The organism is Labilibaculum filiforme (assembly GCF_002843315.1).
In the GTDB taxonomy this organism is placed as follows: Bacteria; Bacteroidota; Bacteroidia; order Bacteroidales; family Marinifilaceae; genus Labilibaculum; species Labilibaculum filiforme.
Genome location: NZ_MVDD01000011.1, coordinates 102371 through 123770 on the forward strand (window position 1 = coordinate 102371; position 21400 = coordinate 123770).

Here is a 21400-nt window from a genome sequence, read left to right on the forward strand (position 1 = left end):
TTCACATCAATTCCAATCCCTAAACGTCACGAACGTTTATTGCGTTTATAATGTTTCTTATATTTTAAGGCTGTAATTATCATTTATTTCTTTTTTTATTTGACGGGGTAAAGTTGTGTAAAATTATTTATTATTCCAATCGGAATTATTCAAATTGTTAAAATATTAACTATTTAATTATTAATTACACTAAAATAAGATTCCGTTCCAACCCCAAAAGCCTCTTGGAACATCCATAAACTCAATAAAAATTCTATCTTTTGCAATGTCTAACCTCTCAGCAGCCAAACAGGCAAATTTATTCGATAAATCTTTTGTTTTTGTATCCGGTAAACCAATGCTTTTTAATTGTAGGAATAGAGAAGGTTCTTCGCTTCCGCCTAAAGTCATTTCTACTTTTGGCGCAAAGGCAGTCATTACATACTTTTCGGGTTTGCCCAATTCCATAGATATTAGGGTGGAGCACTCTTTTAAAAAATCTTGTTGTTCTTTGCTGGAAAAGCTCTTGTTTGCTTGAACTTTTAAATAAGGCATAGCTAAAATTTTTAAGATTAGATACTACTTAGAAATACTCGTTTGTAGGTTTTTGGTATTCGGAAAATAGTAAGTTTAGTCACTCAAGGTATTACTTAATGAGAGAATTACAAAATTATAGGAAATACTTCTTTATTGTAAATGAAGTTTTTTTGCAGCACTTTCGACCACTTTTTTTGAGTTGCCAACAAAAATTTCGTTGTCGATAAGGAGTACAGGCCTTTTTAAAAAAGTGTACTCGTTCAAAATGTAATTTTTATATTCTTCTTCGCTTAAATTTTTATCTTTTAAGTGGAGTTCTTTGTATTTAATTGCTCGTCGACTAAATAAGCTTTCATAGCTTCCCGATAATGTGGCCATCTCATTTAGTTGAGCTTCTGTTATTTTCACCGTTTTAATATCCTGTTTTTCAAAATCTGCACTTAGCTTAAGTTCTTTAATAATTCGCTTGCAAGTAGAACAAGTTTCCAAATGATATATTTTTCTCATAGTTCTTTTTTTTTTATGGTTTTATTTATTGGTGTTTTGTGTAATGATTTCAATTATTTCTTCTGCCTGTTTTAGGTTTTTACTCTGCATTTGTATGGCAAAGTATTTTGCAGAATAAGTTGTTTTTACACCTTGCCACACTTCTTTAATTTCTTTTGCATCCAGTAATTCTTTACACATACTATATGGCAATAAGCACAATCCATGGTTGTGCTGAATGGCGGTTAGAATGGCATTCATATTTGGAATCACATACCTAGGTTTAAAATAGGGATGTTTTTTAAAATTATCAGTCCAAAACGATTTTATGGTTTCCATTTTAAAGGAGTACGAGTACCAATCTTGTTCGGAGAGCCACTTTTCGGCAGTATCCATTTTCTTCTCATAAATAAATTGGTTGAAAGGGATAGTATCTAATTCTTTACTACTAATAAGCAATAACTCTTCCCTACAAAATGGGGTGTATTTTATATCCTTATAGCTACTCTGATCTGTTGTAATCAGCAAATCAAGTTGCTTTCGGAATAATTTATCTTGCAATTCTTCCGTTTCACCAAAGGTAAACTCCACATCCATATCAAGTTGATTTAGAATTGGTGCAAAGGCATAGTGGAAGACTTCCAAATACATTCCAATTTTTATTCTTGGCCTGTTTAGTAGGGTTTTTCGTTTAAAATTCTCTTCGGTTTTTTCCAGCTGAATAATTGCTTCTTCAATTTGATTATATAGCTGCATACCATTGGGAGTAGGAAGCATCCTTCGTGGTTTTCGCTCAAATAGCTTCACACCCATATATGCTTCTAAGGAGGATAGTTGCTGACTAACACCAGGTTGTGTAATTAGTAAGCTCTCTGCAGCACCGGTTAATGTGCCACGTTCGTAAATTGCTTTAAAAGTTCGATACCATTCTAAATTCAACATTCTGCCATAAATTATTTTATATAAATGTATAAAAAGAATAACTTTTTTTATAGAAAAACAGACATTAACTTTGTTTTAAATTACAATTAAGAAGCATGAGTAAAGTTTTATTTGCAGTAACCAGTCATTTTAAAGATGATTCCGGATGGGAATCTGGTTGTTACGTTTTGGAAGTTGCTGTACCGTATTTCCACCTGATTAAAAATGATATAGAAATTGATTTTGTATCTCCCAAAGGAGGACCGGTACCTGTAAAGAAGCTTGATTTGGATGATCCGAAAGTAAAGAGTTTTTTGAAGAATAAGGAAGCCAATGAAAAATTTCATGCTTCGAAATTGCCTACTGAGGTGAATGCTGCTGATTATGATGCTATTTATTTTCCGGGAGGACACGGGGTTGCTTTCGACTTGCCATATTGCGAGGGAATTGCAAAAATAGCCGGAAAAATTTACGATAAAGGTGGTGTTGTTTGTGCCGTTTGTCATGGAGGAGCAGGATTGCTTAATGTGAAATTAGCGGATGGTTCTTTTTTGATTGAAGGAAAGAATTTAACCGCTTTTAGTAATAAAGAGGAGGAGGCCATTGGGACAGAGAAAAAGGTGCCGTTTTTGTTAGAAACAGCATTAATTGAAAAAGGAGCAAAATATTCTTGTGTTGCAAATTGGCAGGAGTACGTGGTAGTTGATGGTCGCTTAATAACGGGACAAAATCCGTCTTCGGATTTGGAGATGGCCAAAGAATTAGTGAAAGTATTAAAAGAAAAATAGAATTAGATAATTAACACAACTAGAATAAAATGGAAAATTTTAATTTTTACAATCCAGTAAGTATACTTTTTGGAAAAGGGAAAATTGCAGAACTGAATAAGCACATTGCAAAAGGTGCTAAAATTTTAATGACTTATGGTGGTGGTAGCATTAAGAAAAATGGTGTTTACGATCAGGTAATGGATGCTTTAAAAGGTTATGAAATTATTGAATTTGGTGGAATTGAGCCAAATCCACACTTTGAGACTTTAATGAAAGCTGTTGAAGTGGTTAAATCGGAAAAGATTGATTTCCTTTTGGCAGTAGGTGGTGGTTCCGTAGTAGATGGAACAAAATTTATTGCTGCAGCAACCTATTTTGAAGGGGATGCTTGGGATATTTTAGCCAAACGAGCTCCAATAAATAAAGCTGTTGATTTGGGTGCTGTTTTAACATTAGCAGCAACAGGTTCCGAAATGAATAATGGTGGTGTTGTTACAAAGGCAGCAACTAAAGAAAAAATGGCTTTTGGTAACCCATTATTGTTTCCAAAATTCTCTGTTTTAGATCCAGAAACAACTTATTCATTACCAAAAAGACAAATTATTAATGGTATTGTTGATGCTTATGTGCATGTAATGGAACAATACTTAACTTATCCGGTTAATTCTCCGGTTCAGGATCGTTTTGCAGAGGGAATACTTCTTACTTTAATGGAAGAAGGACCTAAAGCAATTGCTTCGGATGTTCCCGATTATGAGAACAGAGCAAACCTTATGTGGGCGGCTACAATGGCTTTGAATGGTTTGATTGGAATGGGTGTGAAAAGCGATTGGGCTACACACATGATTGGTCATGAACTTACAGCTTTTCATGGTATCGATCATGCAGTGACTTTGGCAATTGTTTTGCCAGGATTATTAACTCAATTGAAAGAGAAGAGAAGCGAAAAATTGCTTCAGTATGCCGAGAGAATTTTTAACATCACCGAAGGTACTGATGACGAGAAAAAGACTTTGGCTATCGAAAAAACCGAAGCTTTCTTTAAACAAGTAGGTATTCAAACACGTTTAAGCGATGTTAATGTTGGTCAGGATAGTATCAACACCATTGCGAAACGTTTCGAAGGAAAAGGCTATGTAGGTATGCTTCCTGATGTGGAAGTGAAAGATGTTGCTGAAATTTTAGAAGCACGTTTGTAAGCTGAAATTTGAATCATAATAAAGGCTGTACCGAAATTGGTGCGGCCTTTTGTCATTTATAGACAACTTACCGAAAAGGAGGAACATTAGTCGGCAACAACAAAGGGAATGGTAAAATAAAACTTAGATCCCATGTTAAGTTCCGAATAAACGCCCATTGTTCCACCCATTAATTCAACCAGTGATTTAGAGATTGCTAATCCTAAACCACTTCCTTCTTCGGCATGAAAGGCGGTGTGACTGGCTTGTCTGAATCGTTCAAAGATTATTTCCTGCATGTCGTCGGGAATTCCTGGTCCGGAGTCGGTTACCGTAAAGTACAGCTCCTTATCGCGTTTTTCAAGGGCAAGTTTTATTTCGCCCTGCTTTGTAAATTTAATAGCATTGGTTAGCAGATTAAAAAGGACTTGTTCTAAGCGGTTTTGATCTGTTAGAATGAAAAGTGATTGCTCCTGAATTTGCGATTCGTAAGTAAATTTTAGTTTCTTTTTTTCGGTGAATGGAATGAAAAATTCGTAAGTATTATTCATTATTTTTTGTAGATCGACCGCATCCTGTGAACAATGAATTTGTCCGGTTTCTAATTTGGATATATCTACTAAATTATTAATGAGTTCGAGCATTCGCTGACTACTTGATTTTATGAGGCTTAAATATTTTTGTTGTTTTTCAATTGTCACACTTTTATGATCTAAAAGTTCTGTAAACCCAATAATTCCATTCATTGGGGTTCTAATTTCATGACTCAAATTAGCCAAAAAACTGGTTTTAAGTTGGTCGCTTTCTTCGGCTCTTGCTTTTGCTAGCTCAAGATTTTCGTTGGTTTTTATCAGTATTTTTTTTGTGATGTTTATTTTTTGTATCAAGTGCATTAAAGCCAATACAATAATTATTAGAATCGCTATAATAAAGGAGAGTATTCCGATTAATTTCCGGTATTTTTTAAAAAGGGAAAATGGTTCGTTTAGTACAATACTATTTATTGGAAGCTCGCTTTTGGGGATGTTAAATTGTTGTAGTAGCTTGTAGTCAAACTTATAGGATAATGGACTTCCCGTTACCGGGATATAATTTGGATTCGCACCATTTAGAATACGAACAATTAGTTCTGCCGCAGCTTCGCCTTGAAAAACAGGACTTGTAATTTTTCCTCCAACTACACCTTGTCCAACTACATCCCAAATACAATAAATTGGGAGCTTAGTAAATGTACTGGTTAATTGAATACTTTCTTCGCTGGTAAGAGTAATGCCATTTGGTGTGCGCAAATATATCCCCCAAATTACGGCAGCATCGGTAGGTAGTTTTGCTAATTCAGCATGCAAATTGTCTATGCTAAGGTCCGATAAATATTCAAAATTTAGAGAGTCCTTTAGTTCCTCTTCAATACGGTTCACCCTGTTTAAAAAGGCATTTCCCGATACGCTGGCATCATTAATAACGGCAATGGTTTTTATTCCGGGATGAAATTTTTGAATTAAACGAACCGTTCCTAAAACGTCGTAACTTTCGTAGATGCCGGTATAATTTGTTTCTCCTTCGATTCGTTTTTTTTGAAAATCGTTAATTCCACAAAATACAACAGGAACATCAGGAAAAAGGTCTTTTCCAAATTTTAAAAGGAAATTAAGCGCGTTATCATCAGTCGAAAGAATGGCGTCGAATTGGAATTTGGCATATTTTTTTTTGTAAATATCTCGCAATTGTAGCAAATAGTCTTCATCTGCACATCTTTTTGTATCCATATAGTTAATAAAGAGCTCAACATCTTCGTTGCCTAAAATGGAATTTACTCCTTTCATAATTCTATCGGTCCAAGGGAAACCTTCGTGATAGGAGTGAAGGATTAGTACGTTCTTTAATTTGGAGGATTTGTGGGTTGTTAGCAGAGTGCTTTTGTCTGTTTCTTGATTTGTGATCTGATTTGTTTGCTCCGATTGAAGTACAGGCATGAAGGAAGCAGAAACGCTGGCAACTATAACAAGAAGTAAAAAACAAATAGATAAAATGAAGTAGCTTCGTAGTTTTAGTTTCTTTTTTCTTGAATTCATCATGGCTATGCTTTTCAAATTAGACTTAGTTTAAGATAGTTTAAAATTCAAATATTCTAGTCATTTTTTCACATTAATAAATTGCTTATGTGTATATACCAACGAATTAAGATTTATTTACGTAAAGTAGGATTAAAAAGATTCATCTATTTTAACCAATTTAAGAAGAGGTGAAACTGGTGAAGTGTTTAGGAAGCCGAATTCAAAATTCTTATTTACAAAGCAAGGAATTTTATTTCCTTCTGCTTCATCATCATTATTCCTTATATTTGGAATACAAAAAGAATTAATATGATTAAACCCGGATTGAAAATCGGTATTCTTCTTACACTTATTGTTGTTTTGCCGTCCTTATTTTTCTCGGCCTACGAAATAAGCAACTTAAATAAGAACGAGGTGGTAATTGATTCTATTTATTCCAGTCAGTTAGAGTCCATTCTTTTTTCTGTGAATCAATATTCCGATGATGTGGTTAATGGATGGGCGAATCAGCTCGACAAAGGAAAATATGGACTTGAAAAGGAAATGGAATTATTGGTGACTAAGAATTATGCTATCGATGCATTCTATCTTATCGATTCAGTTAAACAAATACTCCTCCCCAAAGAAAAAATTACAGCCGATAGCATCTCCAAATTAAGCCACCAGCTCGAAAATGCACTTGCCAATAACAAAGGTAGTATTGAACGATTACAACAATACATTAAAAGTGGTTATCAGAAAATTGGAGTATTGGATTTCGAGATGAAAGGGAAGAGTTTGTTTGCATTTGCCAGAGCTGTTGATACTTTATCTGTAGAAACCGTTTTTTTGCTTGTGGACACACAGAAATTTATTCGGGAGAATCTGGGTCCCAAAATCCAAGGAATTGCGCAGGATCAGTTTTTTATATCAGTAATTGATAAAAAATTAAACACCGAAATTTATTCCAATGTGCCTTATGATGATGTGGAAAAGAATATTCAGCAACGACGGGAGATATGGCTGTTTCCAGATTTTGATTTAGGTATTCAGATGAAGGGAAATACCATAGAGGATTTGGTGCGGGAAAGAACTAAAACCAATATTATTATGCTGATAGTGATGGATTTAATTCTTCTGTTAGGAGCTTGGTTTGTGTACCGAAATATTCGCCAGCAGATGAAACTTACGCAATTAAAATCAGATTTTGTATCGAATGTATCGCACGAAATAAGAACGCCTTTAGCGCTAATAAATATGTATTCGGAGACCCTGGAAATGGGTCGCTTGTCATCCGAAGAAAAAAAACAAGAATATTATCGGGTGATTAATACCGAAGCAAATCGTTTATCGAACATGGTAAATAATATTCTTAATTTTAGCAAGATGGAAAGCGGAAAACGGGAATATCATTTTAAAGAGTCGGATTTGAATCAAAATATGCTAACAATTTTCGAAAATTACCGACAACATCTGTATAAAAAAGGTTTCGAAATTAATTTTAAAGCCTGTGCCGATTTACCTCTAATTATTATTGACAAAGAAGCTGTTTCTGAGGCTCTCATCAACTTGATTGACAATGCGGTAAAATATAGTGGCGATACGAAAAGGATCGATATTGTTTGTGATAAAAATTCCGATTTTGCATTTATTCAGGTCATCGATTTTGGCATTGGAATAGCTACAAAAGATCAGCCGTTGATATTTGATAAGTTTTATCGGGTGACTTCTGGCGATTTGGCCAATAAGGTGAAAGGTTCGGGAATTGGCTTGAGCATTGTGAAGCACATTATGGAGGCTCACAAAGGCCAAATAACGGTTGAAAGTTCGAAGGAGAAAGGAACTTGTTTTACCATGAGTTTTCCGCTACAATAAAAATAAATAATAATCGTATGAATCCAATACTAATTGTAGAAGATGAGCCCAGCATGTTAATGGGACTAAAAGATAATTTGGAGTTTGAGGGATACTTGGTTGATGTTGCCGATGATGGGGAGATTGGACTGGATAAAATCTCAACAAATGAATATAGTTTGGTGCTTTTGGATGTTATGCTTCCAAAAATATCAGGATTCGATATTTGTAAACAAGTGCGCAAAAAGGGAATTTTAACACCAATAATTTTACTGACTGCAAGAGGAGAGGAGATCGATAAGGTATTGGGATTGGAATTTGGTGCCGACGATTATATTACTAAACCATTTAGTTTGCGTGAACTATTGGCACGAATTCGGGCGGTTTTGCGACGTACCGAAAATAGTTCACAAACTAAAACTACTCAAGTCATCGAGATTGGAAAATTGTCGGTGAATTTTTCTTCTTTCGAAGGATATGTGGAGCAACAAGAAGTAAAAATGTCGCACAAAGAGGTCGAAATATTGAACTATCTGTGGGACAATAAAAATACGATTGTTAGTCGAGATGACCTTTTGGATCATATCTGGGGAACCGAATATCAACCAACTTCGCGAACCATTGATAATTTTATTCTGAAACTACGGCATAAAATAGAGCAGGATCCTAATCATGCTAAAATTATTTTAACAGTACATGGAGTTGGGTATCGTTTGGTGGTGTAGAAAGTCGAAAAGTCGAAAAGTCGAAAAGTCAAAAAGTCAAAAAGTCAAAAAGTCGAAAGTATCAAGAACAAAGTATCAAGTATAAAATTCTCCCTTTTCAGGGGAGATGCCGACAGGCAGAGGGGTGTGCAAAGCAAGAAGGAACAAGTACAGAGTAGAAATTATGTATTGGCCCGTGCTTTAGCTCGGGGATTTTAAAGTCAAGCAACATGGTTCAAGTATCAAGAACAAAGTAGCAAGTATAAAATTCTCCCTTTTCAGGGGAGATGCCGACAGGCAGAGGGGTGTGCAAAGCAAGAAGAAACAAGTACAGAGTAGAAATTATGTATTGGCCCGTGCTTTAGCTCGGGGATTTTAAAGTCAAGCAACATGGTTCAAGTATCAAGTACAAAGTAGCAAGTATAAAATTCTCCCTTTTCAAGGGAGATGCCGACAGGTAGAGGGGTGTGCAAAGCAAGAAGAAACAAGTACAGAGTAGAAATTATGTATTGGCCCGTGCTTTAGCTCGGGGATTTTAAAGTCAAGCAACATGTTTCAAGTATCAAGAACAAAGTAGCAAGTATCAAGTAACAAGTGAAAATATTTATTGTCCTGTGCTTTAGCTCGGGGATTTTAAAGTCAAGCAACATGTTTCAAGAACAAAGTAGCAAGTATAAAATTCTCCCTTTTCAGGGGAGATGCCGACAGGCAGAGGGGTGTTTGAGAAGTTATATTCATTTAATAAACAAATCTGTTATCCTTGTTACTTTGAACTTTTTTTTAGTCTGTGACAATTGATGACAACTGATAACTTTGGGGTGACATAAATGTTTTTTTAAGGGCCTAATTTTACCAATAGAAAGTTAAGATAGAAGAAAGGAATGGTGGGCGTACGACTCCATTCTCTTTTTAAAATCGAAAATGGATTGGTAACTTAAAAATTGGGGCGATGAAAACGATAAAAATTGCATTTTTTGCATTGGCATGTTTATTTTTAACTGCAAACCTGGGAATGGCAACAACTCCCATAAAATCGAAAATAGAGAAGGAGAAAATCCTGTTGATGAATAAAATTCGCAAAGCGGTAGCTAAAACAAACTTTGTGGAATTTATGGAAATTGGAAAGTCGGAATTAATTGTTTTACGTTGTACTATAAATGAAAATAATCAGGTGGTAGTAAGTAAAGTAATTGGTTTTGATGATGAGTTGAAAGAGGCTGTTCGCAAAACTATGAAGCACAGTAGTATTATGGCAAGTTCTAATTTGGTGGGAGAAGAATTGGCGCTTCAGGTGAAATTTAAAGTGGAAAAGCAATAACTAGTAGGTTTAAAATTAGAAGAGAAAAAGTATGAATGCGAAGAGCTATAAAAACCAAACTTTAAAAGGATATCTGCTCCTTTTCTTCCTGATTTTTTCGGGAGTCGCAGGGCAGACTGAAAACCTGAAAAGTTTGGTAAACCTTGAAGGAAACTGGAAATTTTCAATTGGGGATGAGCCTGCAAGGAGCCTCCCCAATTACGATGATTCTAATTGGCAGATTGTTTTTGTTCCTAATTCCTGGGAGGAGAATGGTTTTGAGGATTACAATGGTTTTGCCTGGTATCGTAAAAGTTTTCGGATAGTCCAGCCTTACAATCGAGAATATCTTTATTTGTATATGGGCTATATTGATGATGTGGATGAGGTGTATTTAAATGGGAAATTGGTAGGAGCATCGGGGAATTTTCCACCACATACGGTAACCGCTTATGATATTCCGAGAATGTATCCAATTCCTGCGAATTTGTTGAATAAAGAGGGCGAGAACGTAATTGCTGTTCGGGTTTTCGATCAAATAGATTATGGTGGAATCACAGCAGGACCAGTTGGTATTTTTGTGGATAGGGATCAGGAAAGAATGGATGTCGACTTAACGGGTTATTGGGATTTTGAATGTGGACAATCGGTGGATGAAGGGAATTTGAACTGCATTACCTATCGAAAAGGAAAAATATTTGTTCCTGGATTTTGGGAAGCCAGAGGATTTAATGGATTGGATGGAAAAGTAAAATATAGCAAAGAATTCACTTATTCTTCTAAGCTGAGTGCTTCGGGAAAAGCCTTAATTTTGGGAGTTATTGATGATAATGATGAGGTGTATTTAAATGGCGAAAGACTCAAGTGGATGGGGCCAAAACGAGGTAGAAGTTGGTCTGGAGACTTAAATCATTTGTCTTTTCGTGCTTATACCATTCCAAGTGGTGTACTAAATACTAGGGGAGCCAATATTTTGGAGGTAATGGTTATAGACCATACAGGACCTGGTGGAATTTATAAGGGACCAATTGGAATTGCAAGTGTCGAATTAGCCGAAGAAATGGGGAAACGAGAGTATCAAGACAATCGATCGAGTTTTGAAAAATTTATCGATTATTGGTTTGATTAATCTTTCCGAAAGGAAAATAGAAAAGAGTATGAAGAGAATGAGTGAGCAGATAGGGAAATGGATGAAGTTTCTTTTTGTAATGTTCTTGCTTTGTGGATTTACGACAGAATCCAGAGCACAGAACTATCAGAAAGTGGTGGATTTAAATGGTCGTTGGAAATTTTCAATTGGCGATAATGCGAAGTGGGCCAATCCGAACTTTAATGATTCGAATTGGGAGCGGGTAGATGTTCCCTCAGCCTGGGAAAATCAGGGTTTTCATGGTTACGATGGTTATGCTTGGTACCGAACGAATTTTAATAATCCAAATGTTTCCAAAACACAAAGTTTGTATTTAAAGTTGGGAAATATCGACGATGTGGATGAGGTTTTCATTAATGGGAAAAAGATTGGTCAAACGGGAAGTTTTCCTCCTCATTTTTCTACTGCTTATACTTCTAATCGTGTTTACAATATTCCTGCTAATATTCTGCTGGAAAAAAATGTGATCGCTGTTCGTGTGTATGATGACGTGGGCGAAGGGGGAATTGTTTATGGGGATGTCTCTATTGTGCTTGATCGCGATGCGATTCCTGTTGATATCGACTTACAGGGAGAATGGCGTTTTAAAACAGGGCGTTATGCACATGAGAATTTGCAGGCCATAGACAGTTGGGATCGTATTATTGTTCCCGGACATTGGGAGAATCAAGGCTATAAAAATTACGATGGTTATGCCTGTTATGCACTCGATTTTAAGGCAGATGAAAAGCTAATAGTCGAAAGAATGGTTCTGGTTTTAGGCAAAATTGACGATATCGATCAGGTAATTGTAAATGGAGTGTTGGTAGGACAATCTGGCGAATTTGATCCTTCAACCGTGCGACAATATTCCGATAGCTATCAGCAAGTTAGAGGCTATTATTTACCTCCAAATCTGATTAAAAAAGGACAGAAAAATAGAATTGTTGTGCGCGTGTTTGATGCCATGGAAGGAGGAGGAATTTATACCGGTTCCATTGGACTGATTTCTCAGGATCATTACATTAAGTATTGGAACAAACGACGAAGGAGATAGTGGATTTTTAGCTGTGGGATTTGAGATTTACTCCAAGAATCCAGACGCTGACAGGTTACAAAAAACGCTGTCGGGTCTTGTAGCTTGATGCATGACTTTAAAATCCCCGAGCTAAAGCTCGGGGCAACGCATAATTTCTAATTTGTACTTGTTACTTGGATCTTGATATTTGTTACTTCTTTTAGCCTTTCTTTTTACCATTCACCTTTTTTAATAATAGTTTAAAATAGCTCTCCAAATAGTATTTGTTGTATCTGTTCAGTTTTTGTCTAGTCATAAAATGTGAAAGCTTAGTAAAGGAACTGTACTTTCATTTGTTCAATCGAAAATCAATTGAAGAATTTATATTTTATTTCACTTTTATCGATACAAATGATGCATAAACCAAGCTTTACTCACAAATACTTGTTGCTTATTATATCATTATCTCTATGTTTAAATGCTTGTGGATCTGATTCTGACTCGGATAAGGAAACAGCAGGGGCAAATGATACACCAATTGCTACGAATGATAACTTAACGGTGCTTGAAGATAGTTTTTCAGGCAAGTCTAATCAACTTACTGTTTCGGACAATGACGAAATAGGCAAAGATGGTGGTGATGGTGAAGATTATAGTTTATTGGCAAATGCTATAAATGGTGAAGTGAGGGAGATTAGCGATGGTGTATTTGAATATGTTCCCGATGCTGATTTTAATGGTACGGATAGCTTTAAATATACAATTACCGATGTTGATGGAGATACAGATGAGGCAAGTGTAAGTGTTACTGTTACTGTAAACGCAGTGGTTTCTGCTCCAACACTAGCCGATTTCAATAATATCGATCCCAATAATCCATCATTTGTATCCATAAACAATACAACACCCGAAGGAAAAAAATGGGTGAAAATGGAAAGTATGTCCGATGAGTTTTCTACTTGGGATACCAACAAATGGTTTAAGTCTACTTGGAATTACGGAGTGCCAGTATTCATGTCGCAATCGGATGATAATTCAGGGGTAAGCGATGGTAATTTATGGATTAAGGCTAGCTTAAATGAAAGTAATGCCGATGGTCGATGGTTTCAGACAGCTAGAATTCACTCAAAAGCGGAAACCAATTACCCAATGTATACCGAGGCAAGAATTAAAACAGCACATATTTCAGCATTTAATACTTATTGGTTGAACAATGGAAACTCAACAGATAGAGATGAGATTGACATCATCGAAAACAATTCAAAGCCATCTTGTGGCTGTCAGCCCGATTTTGCTGTACAAATGAATTCGCAATATTTTCATGCAGATTCCGATAAAACACCTGTTGAAATACGCGACGAGGATAATTTTTTGAATACAAATTTATCGGGTGCCAATCCATTGAAAGGAGTAAAATGGAACGAAGATTACCATACTTTTGGCGTGTGGTGGAAAGATGAAAAGAATATTCAATTTTATTTGGATGGGGAGCCTGCAGGCAAGGTGGTTGTTGGACACGACAGATCTGGGACAACGTACCCTGATCGTGAATTTACTAGAGATTTAGAGATAATTTTTGATTTGTGGACTAATGAAGCTAATTGGTTGGGAGGTTTGGCACTAAAAAGCGATTTGGCCGATGATGCAATTAATACCATGAGAGTTGATTGGGTTAGAACATGGAAATTAGTGGAGGAATAATAGGATAATTGCTTTTATTCGTGAGGTTTTCGTTTTACCAAACTAAATACAAAGATCCGAAGTAATTTCAATTACTTCGGATCTTTTTTGTTTCATTTTGCTAGAACCCAGAGGCTGGCAGGTTAAAAAAATGCTGTTGGGTCTTGTAGCTTGCTCCTTGACTTTCAAATCCCCGAGCTAAAGCACGGGGCAATGCATAATTTCTACTTTGTACTTGAAACTTGTCCCCCTATTCGAACTCTTTCACATTCTCCTTAAGCGATTCCGAAATCAGCTTTTTCAAACGTAAGGTTTGTCCCTCCAGTGCTCCTTGTTTTTTTGGATTGTACAAGTGTTTATACTTGCATTCCACTAAGTCGTAGTGTAAATCATCCATTGTTCCGGTAACATTTAGTCCTAAGCGAACAGGTAGTGGGGTATCCGTTACCGAGATATGATAGTTAAAGCTATTGTCCATATTATGACGACCAGAAATAACTGCCTTATAATTATCCATTACAATCAGGAAAGGATAAACATCAATTTCATCTTTAAAAAGCGTCATTTCAACACTTAGACTATCGATTACATTTACTGTTTTTTTCTTGAATAGTAGTTTCTTAGCAATCATGCCGAATGTTTCCGTATCCATAAGGGTTAGTTCCTGTCCCTGAAAAGCAGCAGCACCACGAATTGTCGATTGTTTTAAAGAATAATCGCTCTTCAGATAGGTTTCTCCTGCCAAATGAAATTCGCCTTTTCCTTTAAACGATTTTAGCATTGGAATCATGGTATCTACCGATGGAAGCAACGCAATAAGTTCCGCAATATCAATATTTAAAAGGTGAAAGTCGATGCCACTAAAAAGATGATTTTGTCGGTCGGAACGGTACATTGCTGTAAGTTGCATATTGGCAGCTTTGTTCGTAAAACCCATTTGGTCGAGAACAAGTGTACCATCTTTAACGGTGAGTCCTCCCTTGATGTTTTCGATGAGATGACTATTTATTACCGCGGTGGCAATGCTTGTTTTTAATCGAATTTCGACCCCTTTTGGTACCATAAACGGAGCTTCTTCCGTGGCAACCTCATTGCTGGCGAGCGTTGAATCCTGACTTCCCAAACCGTTAAAAATGTCCATTAGCTGATATACATCGGTATTTTTAGAAACCAAATTAAAGTTGCCTTTTAGCAATGCTTGGTCGTTAAAATAGCTCGAAATGTCGGTAAGTTTTCCGGTAAGACTAAAGTCGGAATTTCCCAAAGTTAAAGCCGCTTTCTTAATCTCCATACTATCCGGATTCAGTGTAAACGAAATGTTTGGAATGGTACCATTCAGCTGTTCGCTCCAATTATAAATTGCATCCGAGAAATCGATTTCTACTTCGGGTTGCCATTTAAGAATTACATTAGTTTGCGAATCGTCGTACTGTAAATTTGTTTTTGCGTACAGTTTTTTAGCATCAAACAGAATAGAGTCTTGATTTGCTATGGCAATATCTGCACTATTAATAGTAGAATTAATTAGCGCAATTTCTTGTTTTCCTTTCCAGCTTGGAAGGTATTCGAATTGGCCGTTTGCATGATTTGCACGAACCGATAAAGTATCTGCAACAGCATACAGCTGACCCAATTTAAAAGTACAGGATGTAATTGGTGCAGAAGCTCCTTTTGCCAAGTTGTTGATGGCTACAGAAAGCTCCATGTCTTTAGTTACGGCACTCATTGTAGGAGATATATTGATGGTGCTGTTTGGAGCATCAATTTTGAAGCTTGCAAACAATAGGTTTTTGTCAGCCTTGGCCTGACTGGGCATATTAAGTTTAATTGTTGCTGCCGGAAGATTTATCTTAGTAGTATCGTTGTAAACGGCATCAAAATTTTGGGCCGTAAAATCGCCAGTCAAATAAATACGGTGATATTCCTCTCTATCTATATCAGATTGAGAAAACCGGGCATGCAAATTTCCATTTATCAAACCCTGAACCATTATATTTTGATCTTTTGGGATAAACGACTTAAAATCGGATAAGTGGATATCGCCCTTCGAATAGAGGTCGTATTGGGCAACTTCCAATAGATCCGAGATATTTCCTGTAACAGAAATGGTGCTATTTAGTATTTTCGCCGAGCTACTGGTTACAGTAATATCCGAAGTCTGGTTTTTATTTACATCGACCTTTGCCGACATAGCCAATTGAATGTTCTTCACCTTTGGATAGGTTGCATATTTAATTTCGCCTTTATTGTAGTTTAGGTTTGTGCTCACAAGCGGATAGCTGGTTTCCGAATACAATCCGGTTACCGACCCGGAGGCTTGTGCATATCCCTTGGCAAGCAAATCTTTTAGCGGCTCGGCATATGCTTTAGGAACCAGCGCAATTATTTTTTCCACATCCAATTCATTGGTGGCGTAGGTAAGGTCTGTGATGATGGAATAATCGGTTTGTATTTTTATCAAGCCATTAAAAGCAAGTTCTTGCTCGTTGTTCACAATTAGTTCGGCTTTTTCGAAATCGTAACTATTCTCGGCCAGGTTCAAAGTAAAAGGCAAATGACTATTCACTTTTAAATTCGATAAAAGGGTATCGCCAGCCATTGCAAGCGACATTTCCTTGCAAACAAGTTTTACATCGGAATTGAATCGGTTTTTGTCCTTCGCCTTCGAAGTCATTTTCAGATCACAGTTCCTGGCATCCACATAAAGTGCCATCGAATCGGAGGTGGTAAACAGCAATCTATTTACTTGTACATCCAAATCAAAAGACTGCTTGTTGTTGCTGTAGTTCAACTCAATTGCTGCATCTAAATTGGTAACCTTTGCTTTTCTAAAGCTTAACTCATCGGCATAATTGGCAGTAAAGTTCTTAAATTCTACATTACTGATGTCGATATCGCCAAGTGAAGAAGCTTCGGAATCGACCTCTGTGGTATCGGAACTACTTTTTAAGATATCGAAATTAGACTGCCCGCTACTGTTTATTTTGAAATTTAAATACCCATTTTCAACTAAAAACGAGTTCAGCTTTATGTTGTCGTGAAATAAGTACGACATAACATTTAAGGAGGCAAAGCATTTTTGCGCGTATAGCAAGGTATCTGTTTTCGAAGCACTATTATTCTCTGTTAAACAGAGATTGCTTATCTCTACTCCAAAAAACGGATAGGTAGTAAAAAAAGTTGGTGCCACTTTTTCGATACTAGTAGTACAGGTTAAATAATCTTTTGCCTGTTTATTAACTATTGGAGTTAATTTTTCGGGTGTAAAAATATACCATAAGGCTATTGCCGTAGCTATTGTTACTATAAAAACTACTGCCAGTAAAGCTATTCCAACTTTTTTTACGATTCGCATGCTACTATTGTTTGCTAAATGATTTTGTGTTTCCGTAAGCGTCTTCATACTCTAAGGTCGATGCCGTTAGATCGGTAATGGTGTATGTTTTAGGAACCAAGCCACCATTCACGATGATATGAATCTGCTCTAACTGGTCTTTTTCAATAGTCCAGGTAAATTCCTGAGCTTCTGATTCTTCAACATCATCTTTAGTATCCCAGGTAGCACCCGATTTGTCAGCGTCGTATCTTTCGAATAGGGTTCCACTTTTCCATTTGCCAATAATTAATGATTGATCAAAACTTGGTTGAACATCATCGTCATCAGAACATGAGGTTGAGAAAAGTACTAGTAAAGCAATGCTTGAAAAAATTAATGCGATCCGTTTCATATGTGTATTATTTGTTTTTTTAGTTGCCATATGGAACTTACCATGTTGTGATAATCATTTCCCTGTGTGTCAAAACACCTTTGACATGGACGTTTCATATGTGTATTATTTGTTTTTTAGTTGCCATATGGAACTTACCATGCTGGAATAATCATCTCCCTGTGTGTAGAAAGCTTTATACATGGACGTTTCATATGTGTATTATTTGTTTTTTAATTGTTATGTGGTTTGCTCTGAATTTATCAAGAGAACTTACCACTATCAATAATCATGCCCTTGTGTGTGCCATTTTTCACAAGTATGTTTCATCTGTTTATTTATTTAAAAATACAGCTCAAAAATACTACTTTATTGTAGTAAAATAGTACCAAAAACACTTTATTTTTCAGCTCATAACTGTCTGTAAAATACCTTTCAGATTGCATTGTGGGCATCTTATTGTTATGCAGGTTTAGGTACTGATGGGTAATAATAAAATGATGCTAAAGCAATTGGTGAGAATGTTCTGGATTCAGTTGGCTAAAGCCGAACTGCAATAGATAAAAAAATTAAAGCTGAATATTTATTGCTCTTGCTTTTAAGCAGCTGATAAAAAGAGAATCAGTGAATAGGCTTTAGCCACATAGCATGCAATAGGAGTTGGGTAAGAGTATCTGTTGACAAGATATTCTAAAGTTATAATGCCCTGTAAAATAATTATAATAATTTTTTGTTGCGGCTTTATTGTTTTGTAGATTCGGGAACGAAAAGACAAAAGGTGCACAATACATCCCGTATTAGCATGTATTGTGCACCTTTTGCTTGATATAGTAGAAATAAGTGCACCTATGGTGCACAATTTAACAAGTTAGCGGTAAGTTAACCCAAAAGGAAACCTCTCAACAATTAATTAAATGGAAATACGTGATTCAAAGGAAATAATTAAAGACCTAAAAGAATTGGTTAATTCAGTAGGGTACATTTACGCCTTATGTTTAATCATAATGGATGATTTCCATTTTGAAGTTGAAAAGATGCATGAGGTAAATTATTGGGAAAGATTAAATAAGAATGAAGTATCACTTATATTTGGACTGTTGATACAAGAATCTATTTCGTTAGCAAAACCAGAATCTCCATTTGACCTTTTGGAATTTAAAAAAAGAACTTATTCATTGATGGAAGAACTACACAGTTCTACAAACAAACCCATGATTGATAAGTTTAAAGACATTTTCGAAAACCAAGATTCTGATATTACTCCAAGTAAAAAAGATTTCTTTGGAGGGGAAAATTCCTTTATAGAGCCGATTTTTTATGCAGGAGATGGAATATATGATTTTCAGTACCTTGAATATTTAGAAAAGAAATATAAATACGATGAAGTCTGGTTGAGAGACAATAAAGCCTTTAATTTTAAGGAAGCAAATGAAATTGTATCACGCATTAAGACACTTCATCAAGAAAAAATAAGTAAAGTAAATTTTCTAGGGCTGAAAGAAAACAAGGCGAAGATATTAAAGGAACTCAAAAAGGATAAATCAATCCCGAAAGAAGGTCGAAAAAAGAAAATTGATGAATTTTTATCGATGATGGAATTTTATCAATTCTTTGAATTATTTGATATTGAAAGCCATATTAAGAAAGGTCTTGTACCTGAAATAACAGAAAGTGGGTGGATTTCATTTTATGAGGGACTTTTAGATTTGTTATGTATTTCTTCAGATGAATTTGATTCAAACTTAAACATCGTAAGCTTTTTAAATAATTTTTCTATTCCTGCTAATTCAAAAGGTGTAAATAAGCAATATAAAAATATTGGAGATTTTAATCTATTTACCGCAAAACCAATAATTGAACTAGAAAATAAAAAATACTTCATCCCAATTAGTTTTTCTATATTTGAGGCTGTATATGAAAGTCCTTACTACTGGATGCTTGAGGACAAAAAATACCATGGCAAATTATCCGACCATCGTGGTAAAGTAGGAGAAGAAATCACTTTTGAGTTATTAGAGAATGTATTTGGTAGTAACAGGGTGTTTCAATCGGTTAGAATAGAATCAAAAAAAGGTCATGATGATTCAGATATTGATGTTTTATGCGTACTTGGGAGCAAAGCATTATGTGTTCAGGTAAAATCTAAGAAGCTAACACAATTATCTCGAAAGGGTAGCTTTGAACAACTTCAAAAAGATTTTAAAGGAGCAGTGCAGGATGCATATAATCAGGGAGTTGTTTGTAGAGAAAGGATTCTTGAAAATACAGCAACTTTTTACAATTCAGAAGGAGAAAAAATTGAACTATCGGAAGATATTGAGGAAGTTTATATTCTTGGAATTACAACTGAAAATTATACAACACTAACTCATCAAACCTCTATATTATTAGAAAAAGAAGAAAACTCTCCTCATCCATTATTCTTGACAATCTTTGATTTAGAACTTGTCCTATTTTATCTTGATAATCCTTATGATTTCCTTTATTACGTCAGACAGCGAATTGATTTAATGGAGTATTTTCATGCTAATGAGGAAATTAATTTTTTAGGGTATCATTTAGTTAATAAACTTTGGAAAGATAACAAAGCTGATTTTATGCAAATAGATACTAGCCTTGGACAACTAATTGATAGAAATTACTACCCTTTTAAGTTAGGTATTGAAACATCATCAAAAAATGATAGAATAAAGAATCGCTGGAAAAACAAGGATTTTGAAACTTTATGCAATCAATTAGGAAACTTAACTTCACCAAAAGTAACTGATGTAATTTTTCATTTACTTGATTGGTCTGAACAATCAAGGGATAATTTAGTCAGGTTAATTAAAGAAACTAAAGCTAAAACTAGAAATGATAATTCATGGCATAATTTCTCTTTAATGGCTGGTCCTGAGAGGTCTTCTTTTGGTTTGTCATTTATTTCATGGGGTGATAATAACTCTGAGGAATTAATGAAAATGCTCCTTAAATATAGTCGGGCAAGAAAATATAAAAGTAAAGCAGATTGCTGGATAGGTATTGGCTGTGTGAAGGATAGTGATAAGTTTATAAATGGATTTGTTTTTAATGATGAAAAATGGGAATATGATGAAATTCTTGAAGAGGAAATCAAAGATATGTTTGATGGTGAAAATAAAGGGAAACACATTAAATATGGAAAAAAAATAGGACGGAATGAGCCTTGCCCTTGTTCTAGTGGCAAAAAATATAAACGTTGTTGTGGGAGGTTTAATTAACAAAACCTACCGCTAACAACTAAGCGTTCGTGTGGCAGGAACTGCCCAGCATGAACGGTGGGTTGACGTAACCGATGACATTATTGCTACTTTATGGGGAATGGTGTAAGTGAAAACCTTTTTAGAAATGGAATTTAATATGGAAAGATTTTTAAATGCAGTAATTTCAAAGAATAATAGAAAGTTGTAGATCCGTCTACAGCTTTTTTTGTGTTTTAGATTTAGAATAGTTGACAATGGCACATAGCTATGGCAGTAGCCTTTTGTTAAGACTTTATTTTTACAATAGCCTGAATAATTGATGTATCAAGAGCTTTGATGTTTTTCGGAGGGCCTCGATTATCAAAATACCGGATGGTGATGAGTTCTCCTTTTTTACAAGTTGGACAAATTCGATGTTTACTTTTTTGTTCTAGGCAAATAGTAATCGAGCCCAATTGCTCGTGCAAAATGGGCAGAATCTCTTGTTTTAGCGAACTCGAAAGTATGCCGTAATGCCGAATGCGTGTAAATCCCTTTGGCAAAATATGTAAGGAGAATCTTCGAATAAATTCTCCATCACTTAAACTTACAGGATGTTTTTTGCCTCCCTGCCGGTAATCTTTCGCCATAAAAGTTACTTTCCCTTCTGCTATATCTATCAGTCTGTGATTGCTAATAGCAACTTTGTGGGTGTATCGGCCAAGGTATTCTACCACTTGTTTGGGGCCAAAGAAAGGCCGTTTGCAGTACACCACCCATTTTTTCTGAAACAATTGTTTGTAGATCTCTGGTGTGAGATTAAAATGCAATCTGATTTGCCGGGTAAAACGTGCCCGAAAAACTTTACTCATAGCTTTTACAGGAAACAAATATTTATCCTTTCCCT

Annotated in this window: 16 protein-coding genes; 9 read left to right on the forward strand and 7 right to left on the reverse strand. The window is 35.6% G+C overall.

The window, feature by feature from the left end:
- Positions 1-189: 189 nt before the first annotated feature.
- The 3 genes from BZG02_RS14735 to BZG02_RS14745 form a co-directional block, all read right to left on the reverse strand.
- Positions 190-534, reverse strand: coding sequence for a phenylpyruvate tautomerase MIF-related protein (locus BZG02_RS14735; protein ID WP_101262207.1), 345 nt, complete (start codon positions 532-534; stop codon positions 190-192).
- A gap of 132 nt (positions 535-666) precedes the next feature.
- Positions 667-1023 carry an arsenate reductase family protein gene (locus BZG02_RS14740; protein ID WP_101262208.1) on the reverse strand — a complete coding sequence of 119 codons (357 nt, stop codon included), beginning with the start codon at positions 1021-1023 and terminating at the stop codon, positions 667-669.
- Between the two features lie 21 nt (positions 1024-1044).
- Positions 1045-1944 carry a LysR family transcriptional regulator gene (locus BZG02_RS14745; RefSeq protein ID WP_101262209.1) on the reverse strand — a complete coding sequence of 300 codons (900 nt, stop codon included), beginning with the start codon at positions 1942-1944 and terminating at the stop codon, positions 1045-1047.
- 95 nt (positions 1945-2039) lie between these two features.
- Between BZG02_RS14745 and BZG02_RS14750 the strand changes: the two genes are divergently transcribed.
- Together BZG02_RS14750 and BZG02_RS14755 are read left to right on the forward strand one after the other, a co-directional pair.
- The gene (locus BZG02_RS14750) at positions 2040-2711 is read left to right on the forward strand and encodes a type 1 glutamine amidotransferase domain-containing protein (protein WP_101262210.1); all 672 of its coding nucleotides are present in this window, start codon (positions 2040-2042) and stop codon (positions 2709-2711) included.
- A gap of 29 nt (positions 2712-2740) precedes the next feature.
- Entirely contained in the window at positions 2741-3892 is a 1152-nt protein-coding gene (locus BZG02_RS14755; protein ID WP_101262211.1) for an iron-containing alcohol dehydrogenase, read from the forward strand.
- A gap of 86 nt (positions 3893-3978) precedes the next feature.
- On the opposite strand, the gene BZG02_RS14760 is transcribed toward BZG02_RS14755, so the two are convergent.
- A complete protein-coding gene (locus tag BZG02_RS14760) occupies positions 3979-5946 on the reverse strand; it encodes a sensor histidine kinase (protein WP_101262212.1) in 1968 nt (655 codons plus the stop codon).
- Positions 5947-6234: 288 nt separating this feature from the next.
- Here BZG02_RS14760 and BZG02_RS14765 point away from each other — a divergent pair, with 288 nt between their 5' ends.
- The 6 genes from BZG02_RS14765 (at position 6235) to BZG02_RS20860 (ending at position 13607) form a co-directional block, all read left to right on the forward strand.
- A complete protein-coding gene (locus tag BZG02_RS14765; protein ID WP_101262213.1) occupies positions 6235-7779 on the forward strand; it encodes a sensor histidine kinase in 1545 nt (514 codons plus the stop codon).
- Positions 7780-7796: 17 nt separating this feature from the next.
- Positions 7797-8483: a response regulator transcription factor gene (locus BZG02_RS14770; RefSeq protein ID WP_101262214.1), complete on the forward strand. Its 687-nt coding sequence runs from the start codon at positions 7797-7799 to the stop codon at positions 8481-8483.
- A gap of 928 nt (positions 8484-9411) precedes the next feature.
- Positions 9412-9780 (forward strand): hypothetical protein, encoded by a 369-nt coding sequence (locus BZG02_RS14775; RefSeq protein ID WP_101262215.1) that lies wholly within the window; start codon positions 9412-9414, stop codon positions 9778-9780.
- Between the two features lie 31 nt (positions 9781-9811).
- Entirely contained in the window at positions 9812-10888 is a 1077-nt protein-coding gene (locus BZG02_RS14780) for a beta galactosidase jelly roll domain-containing protein (RefSeq protein ID WP_101262216.1), read from the forward strand.
- Between the two features lie 28 nt (positions 10889-10916).
- Positions 10917-11945 (forward strand): beta galactosidase jelly roll domain-containing protein, encoded by a 1029-nt coding sequence (locus BZG02_RS14785; protein WP_143470487.1) that lies wholly within the window; start codon positions 10917-10919, stop codon positions 11943-11945.
- A 333-nt stretch (positions 11946-12278) separates the two neighbouring features.
- On the forward strand, positions 12279-13607 hold the full coding sequence (locus tag BZG02_RS20860; RefSeq protein WP_180335739.1) for an Ig-like domain-containing protein: 1329 nt from the start codon (positions 12279-12281) through the stop codon (positions 13605-13607).
- A gap of 229 nt (positions 13608-13836) precedes the next feature.
- Here the strand turns inward: BZG02_RS20860 and BZG02_RS14795 are convergent, their stop codons facing one another.
- Together BZG02_RS14795 and BZG02_RS14800 are read right to left on the reverse strand one after the other, a co-directional pair.
- Positions 13837-16941, reverse strand: coding sequence for an AsmA family protein (locus tag BZG02_RS14795; RefSeq protein WP_180335740.1), 3105 nt, complete (start codon positions 16939-16941; stop codon positions 13837-13839).
- 4 nt (positions 16942-16945) lie between these two features.
- Positions 16946-17314: a lipocalin family protein gene (locus tag BZG02_RS14800; RefSeq protein ID WP_180335741.1), complete on the reverse strand. Its 369-nt coding sequence runs from the start codon at positions 17312-17314 to the stop codon at positions 16946-16948.
- An 893-nt stretch (positions 17315-18207) separates the two neighbouring features.
- Between BZG02_RS14800 and BZG02_RS14805 the strand changes: the two genes are divergently transcribed.
- Entirely contained in the window at positions 18208-20532 is a 2325-nt protein-coding gene (locus BZG02_RS14805; RefSeq protein ID WP_101262220.1) for an SEC-C metal-binding domain-containing protein, read from the forward strand.
- 266 nt (positions 20533-20798) lie between these two features.
- Here the strand turns inward: BZG02_RS14805 and BZG02_RS14810 are convergent.
- On the reverse strand, positions 20799-21400 hold a 602-nt coding region (locus BZG02_RS14810; RefSeq protein ID WP_180335742.1), incomplete at its 5' end, for an IS91 family transposase.

Bases quoted from the DNA above. Each gene is read 5' to 3' on its own strand.
- BZG02_RS14805 (WP_101262220.1), top strand. From the start codon at position 18,208: ATGGAAATACGTGATTCAAAGGAAATAATTAAAGACCTAAAAGAATTG.
- BZG02_RS14755 (WP_101262211.1), top strand. From the start codon at position 2,741: ATGGAAAATTTTAATTTTTACAATCCAGTAAGTATACTTTTTGGAAAA.
- BZG02_RS14735 (WP_101262207.1), bottom strand. From the start codon at position 534: ATGCCTTATTTAAAAGTTCAAGCAAACAAGAGCTTTTCCAGCAAAGAA.
- BZG02_RS14750 (WP_101262210.1), top strand. From the start codon at position 2,040: ATGAGTAAAGTTTTATTTGCAGTAACCAGTCATTTTAAAGATGATTCC.
- BZG02_RS14760 (WP_101262212.1), bottom strand. From the start codon at position 5,946: ATGATGAATTCAAGAAAAAAGAAACTAAAACTACGAAGCTACTTCATT.
- BZG02_RS14770 (WP_101262214.1), top strand. From the start codon at position 7,797: ATGAATCCAATACTAATTGTAGAAGATGAGCCCAGCATGTTAATGGGA.
- BZG02_RS14795 (WP_180335740.1), bottom strand. From the start codon at position 16,941: ATGCGAATCGTAAAAAAAGTTGGAATAGCTTTACTGGCAGTAGTTTTT.
- BZG02_RS14775 (WP_101262215.1), top strand. From the start codon at position 9,412: ATGAAAACGATAAAAATTGCATTTTTTGCATTGGCATGTTTATTTTTA.
- BZG02_RS14800 (WP_180335741.1), bottom strand. From the start codon at position 17,314: ATGAAACGGATCGCATTAATTTTTTCAAGCATTGCTTTACTAGTACTT.
- BZG02_RS14745 (WP_101262209.1), bottom strand. From the start codon at position 1,944: ATGTTGAATTTAGAATGGTATCGAACTTTTAAAGCAATTTACGAACGT.
- BZG02_RS14740 (WP_101262208.1), bottom strand. From the start codon at position 1,023: ATGAGAAAAATATATCATTTGGAAACTTGTTCTACTTGCAAGCGAATT.
- BZG02_RS14780 (WP_101262216.1), top strand. From the start codon at position 9,812: ATGAATGCGAAGAGCTATAAAAACCAAACTTTAAAAGGATATCTGCTC.
- BZG02_RS14765 (WP_101262213.1), top strand. From the start codon at position 6,235: ATGATTAAACCCGGATTGAAAATCGGTATTCTTCTTACACTTATTGTT.
- BZG02_RS14785 (WP_143470487.1), top strand. From the start codon at position 10,917: ATGAAGAGAATGAGTGAGCAGATAGGGAAATGGATGAAGTTTCTTTTT.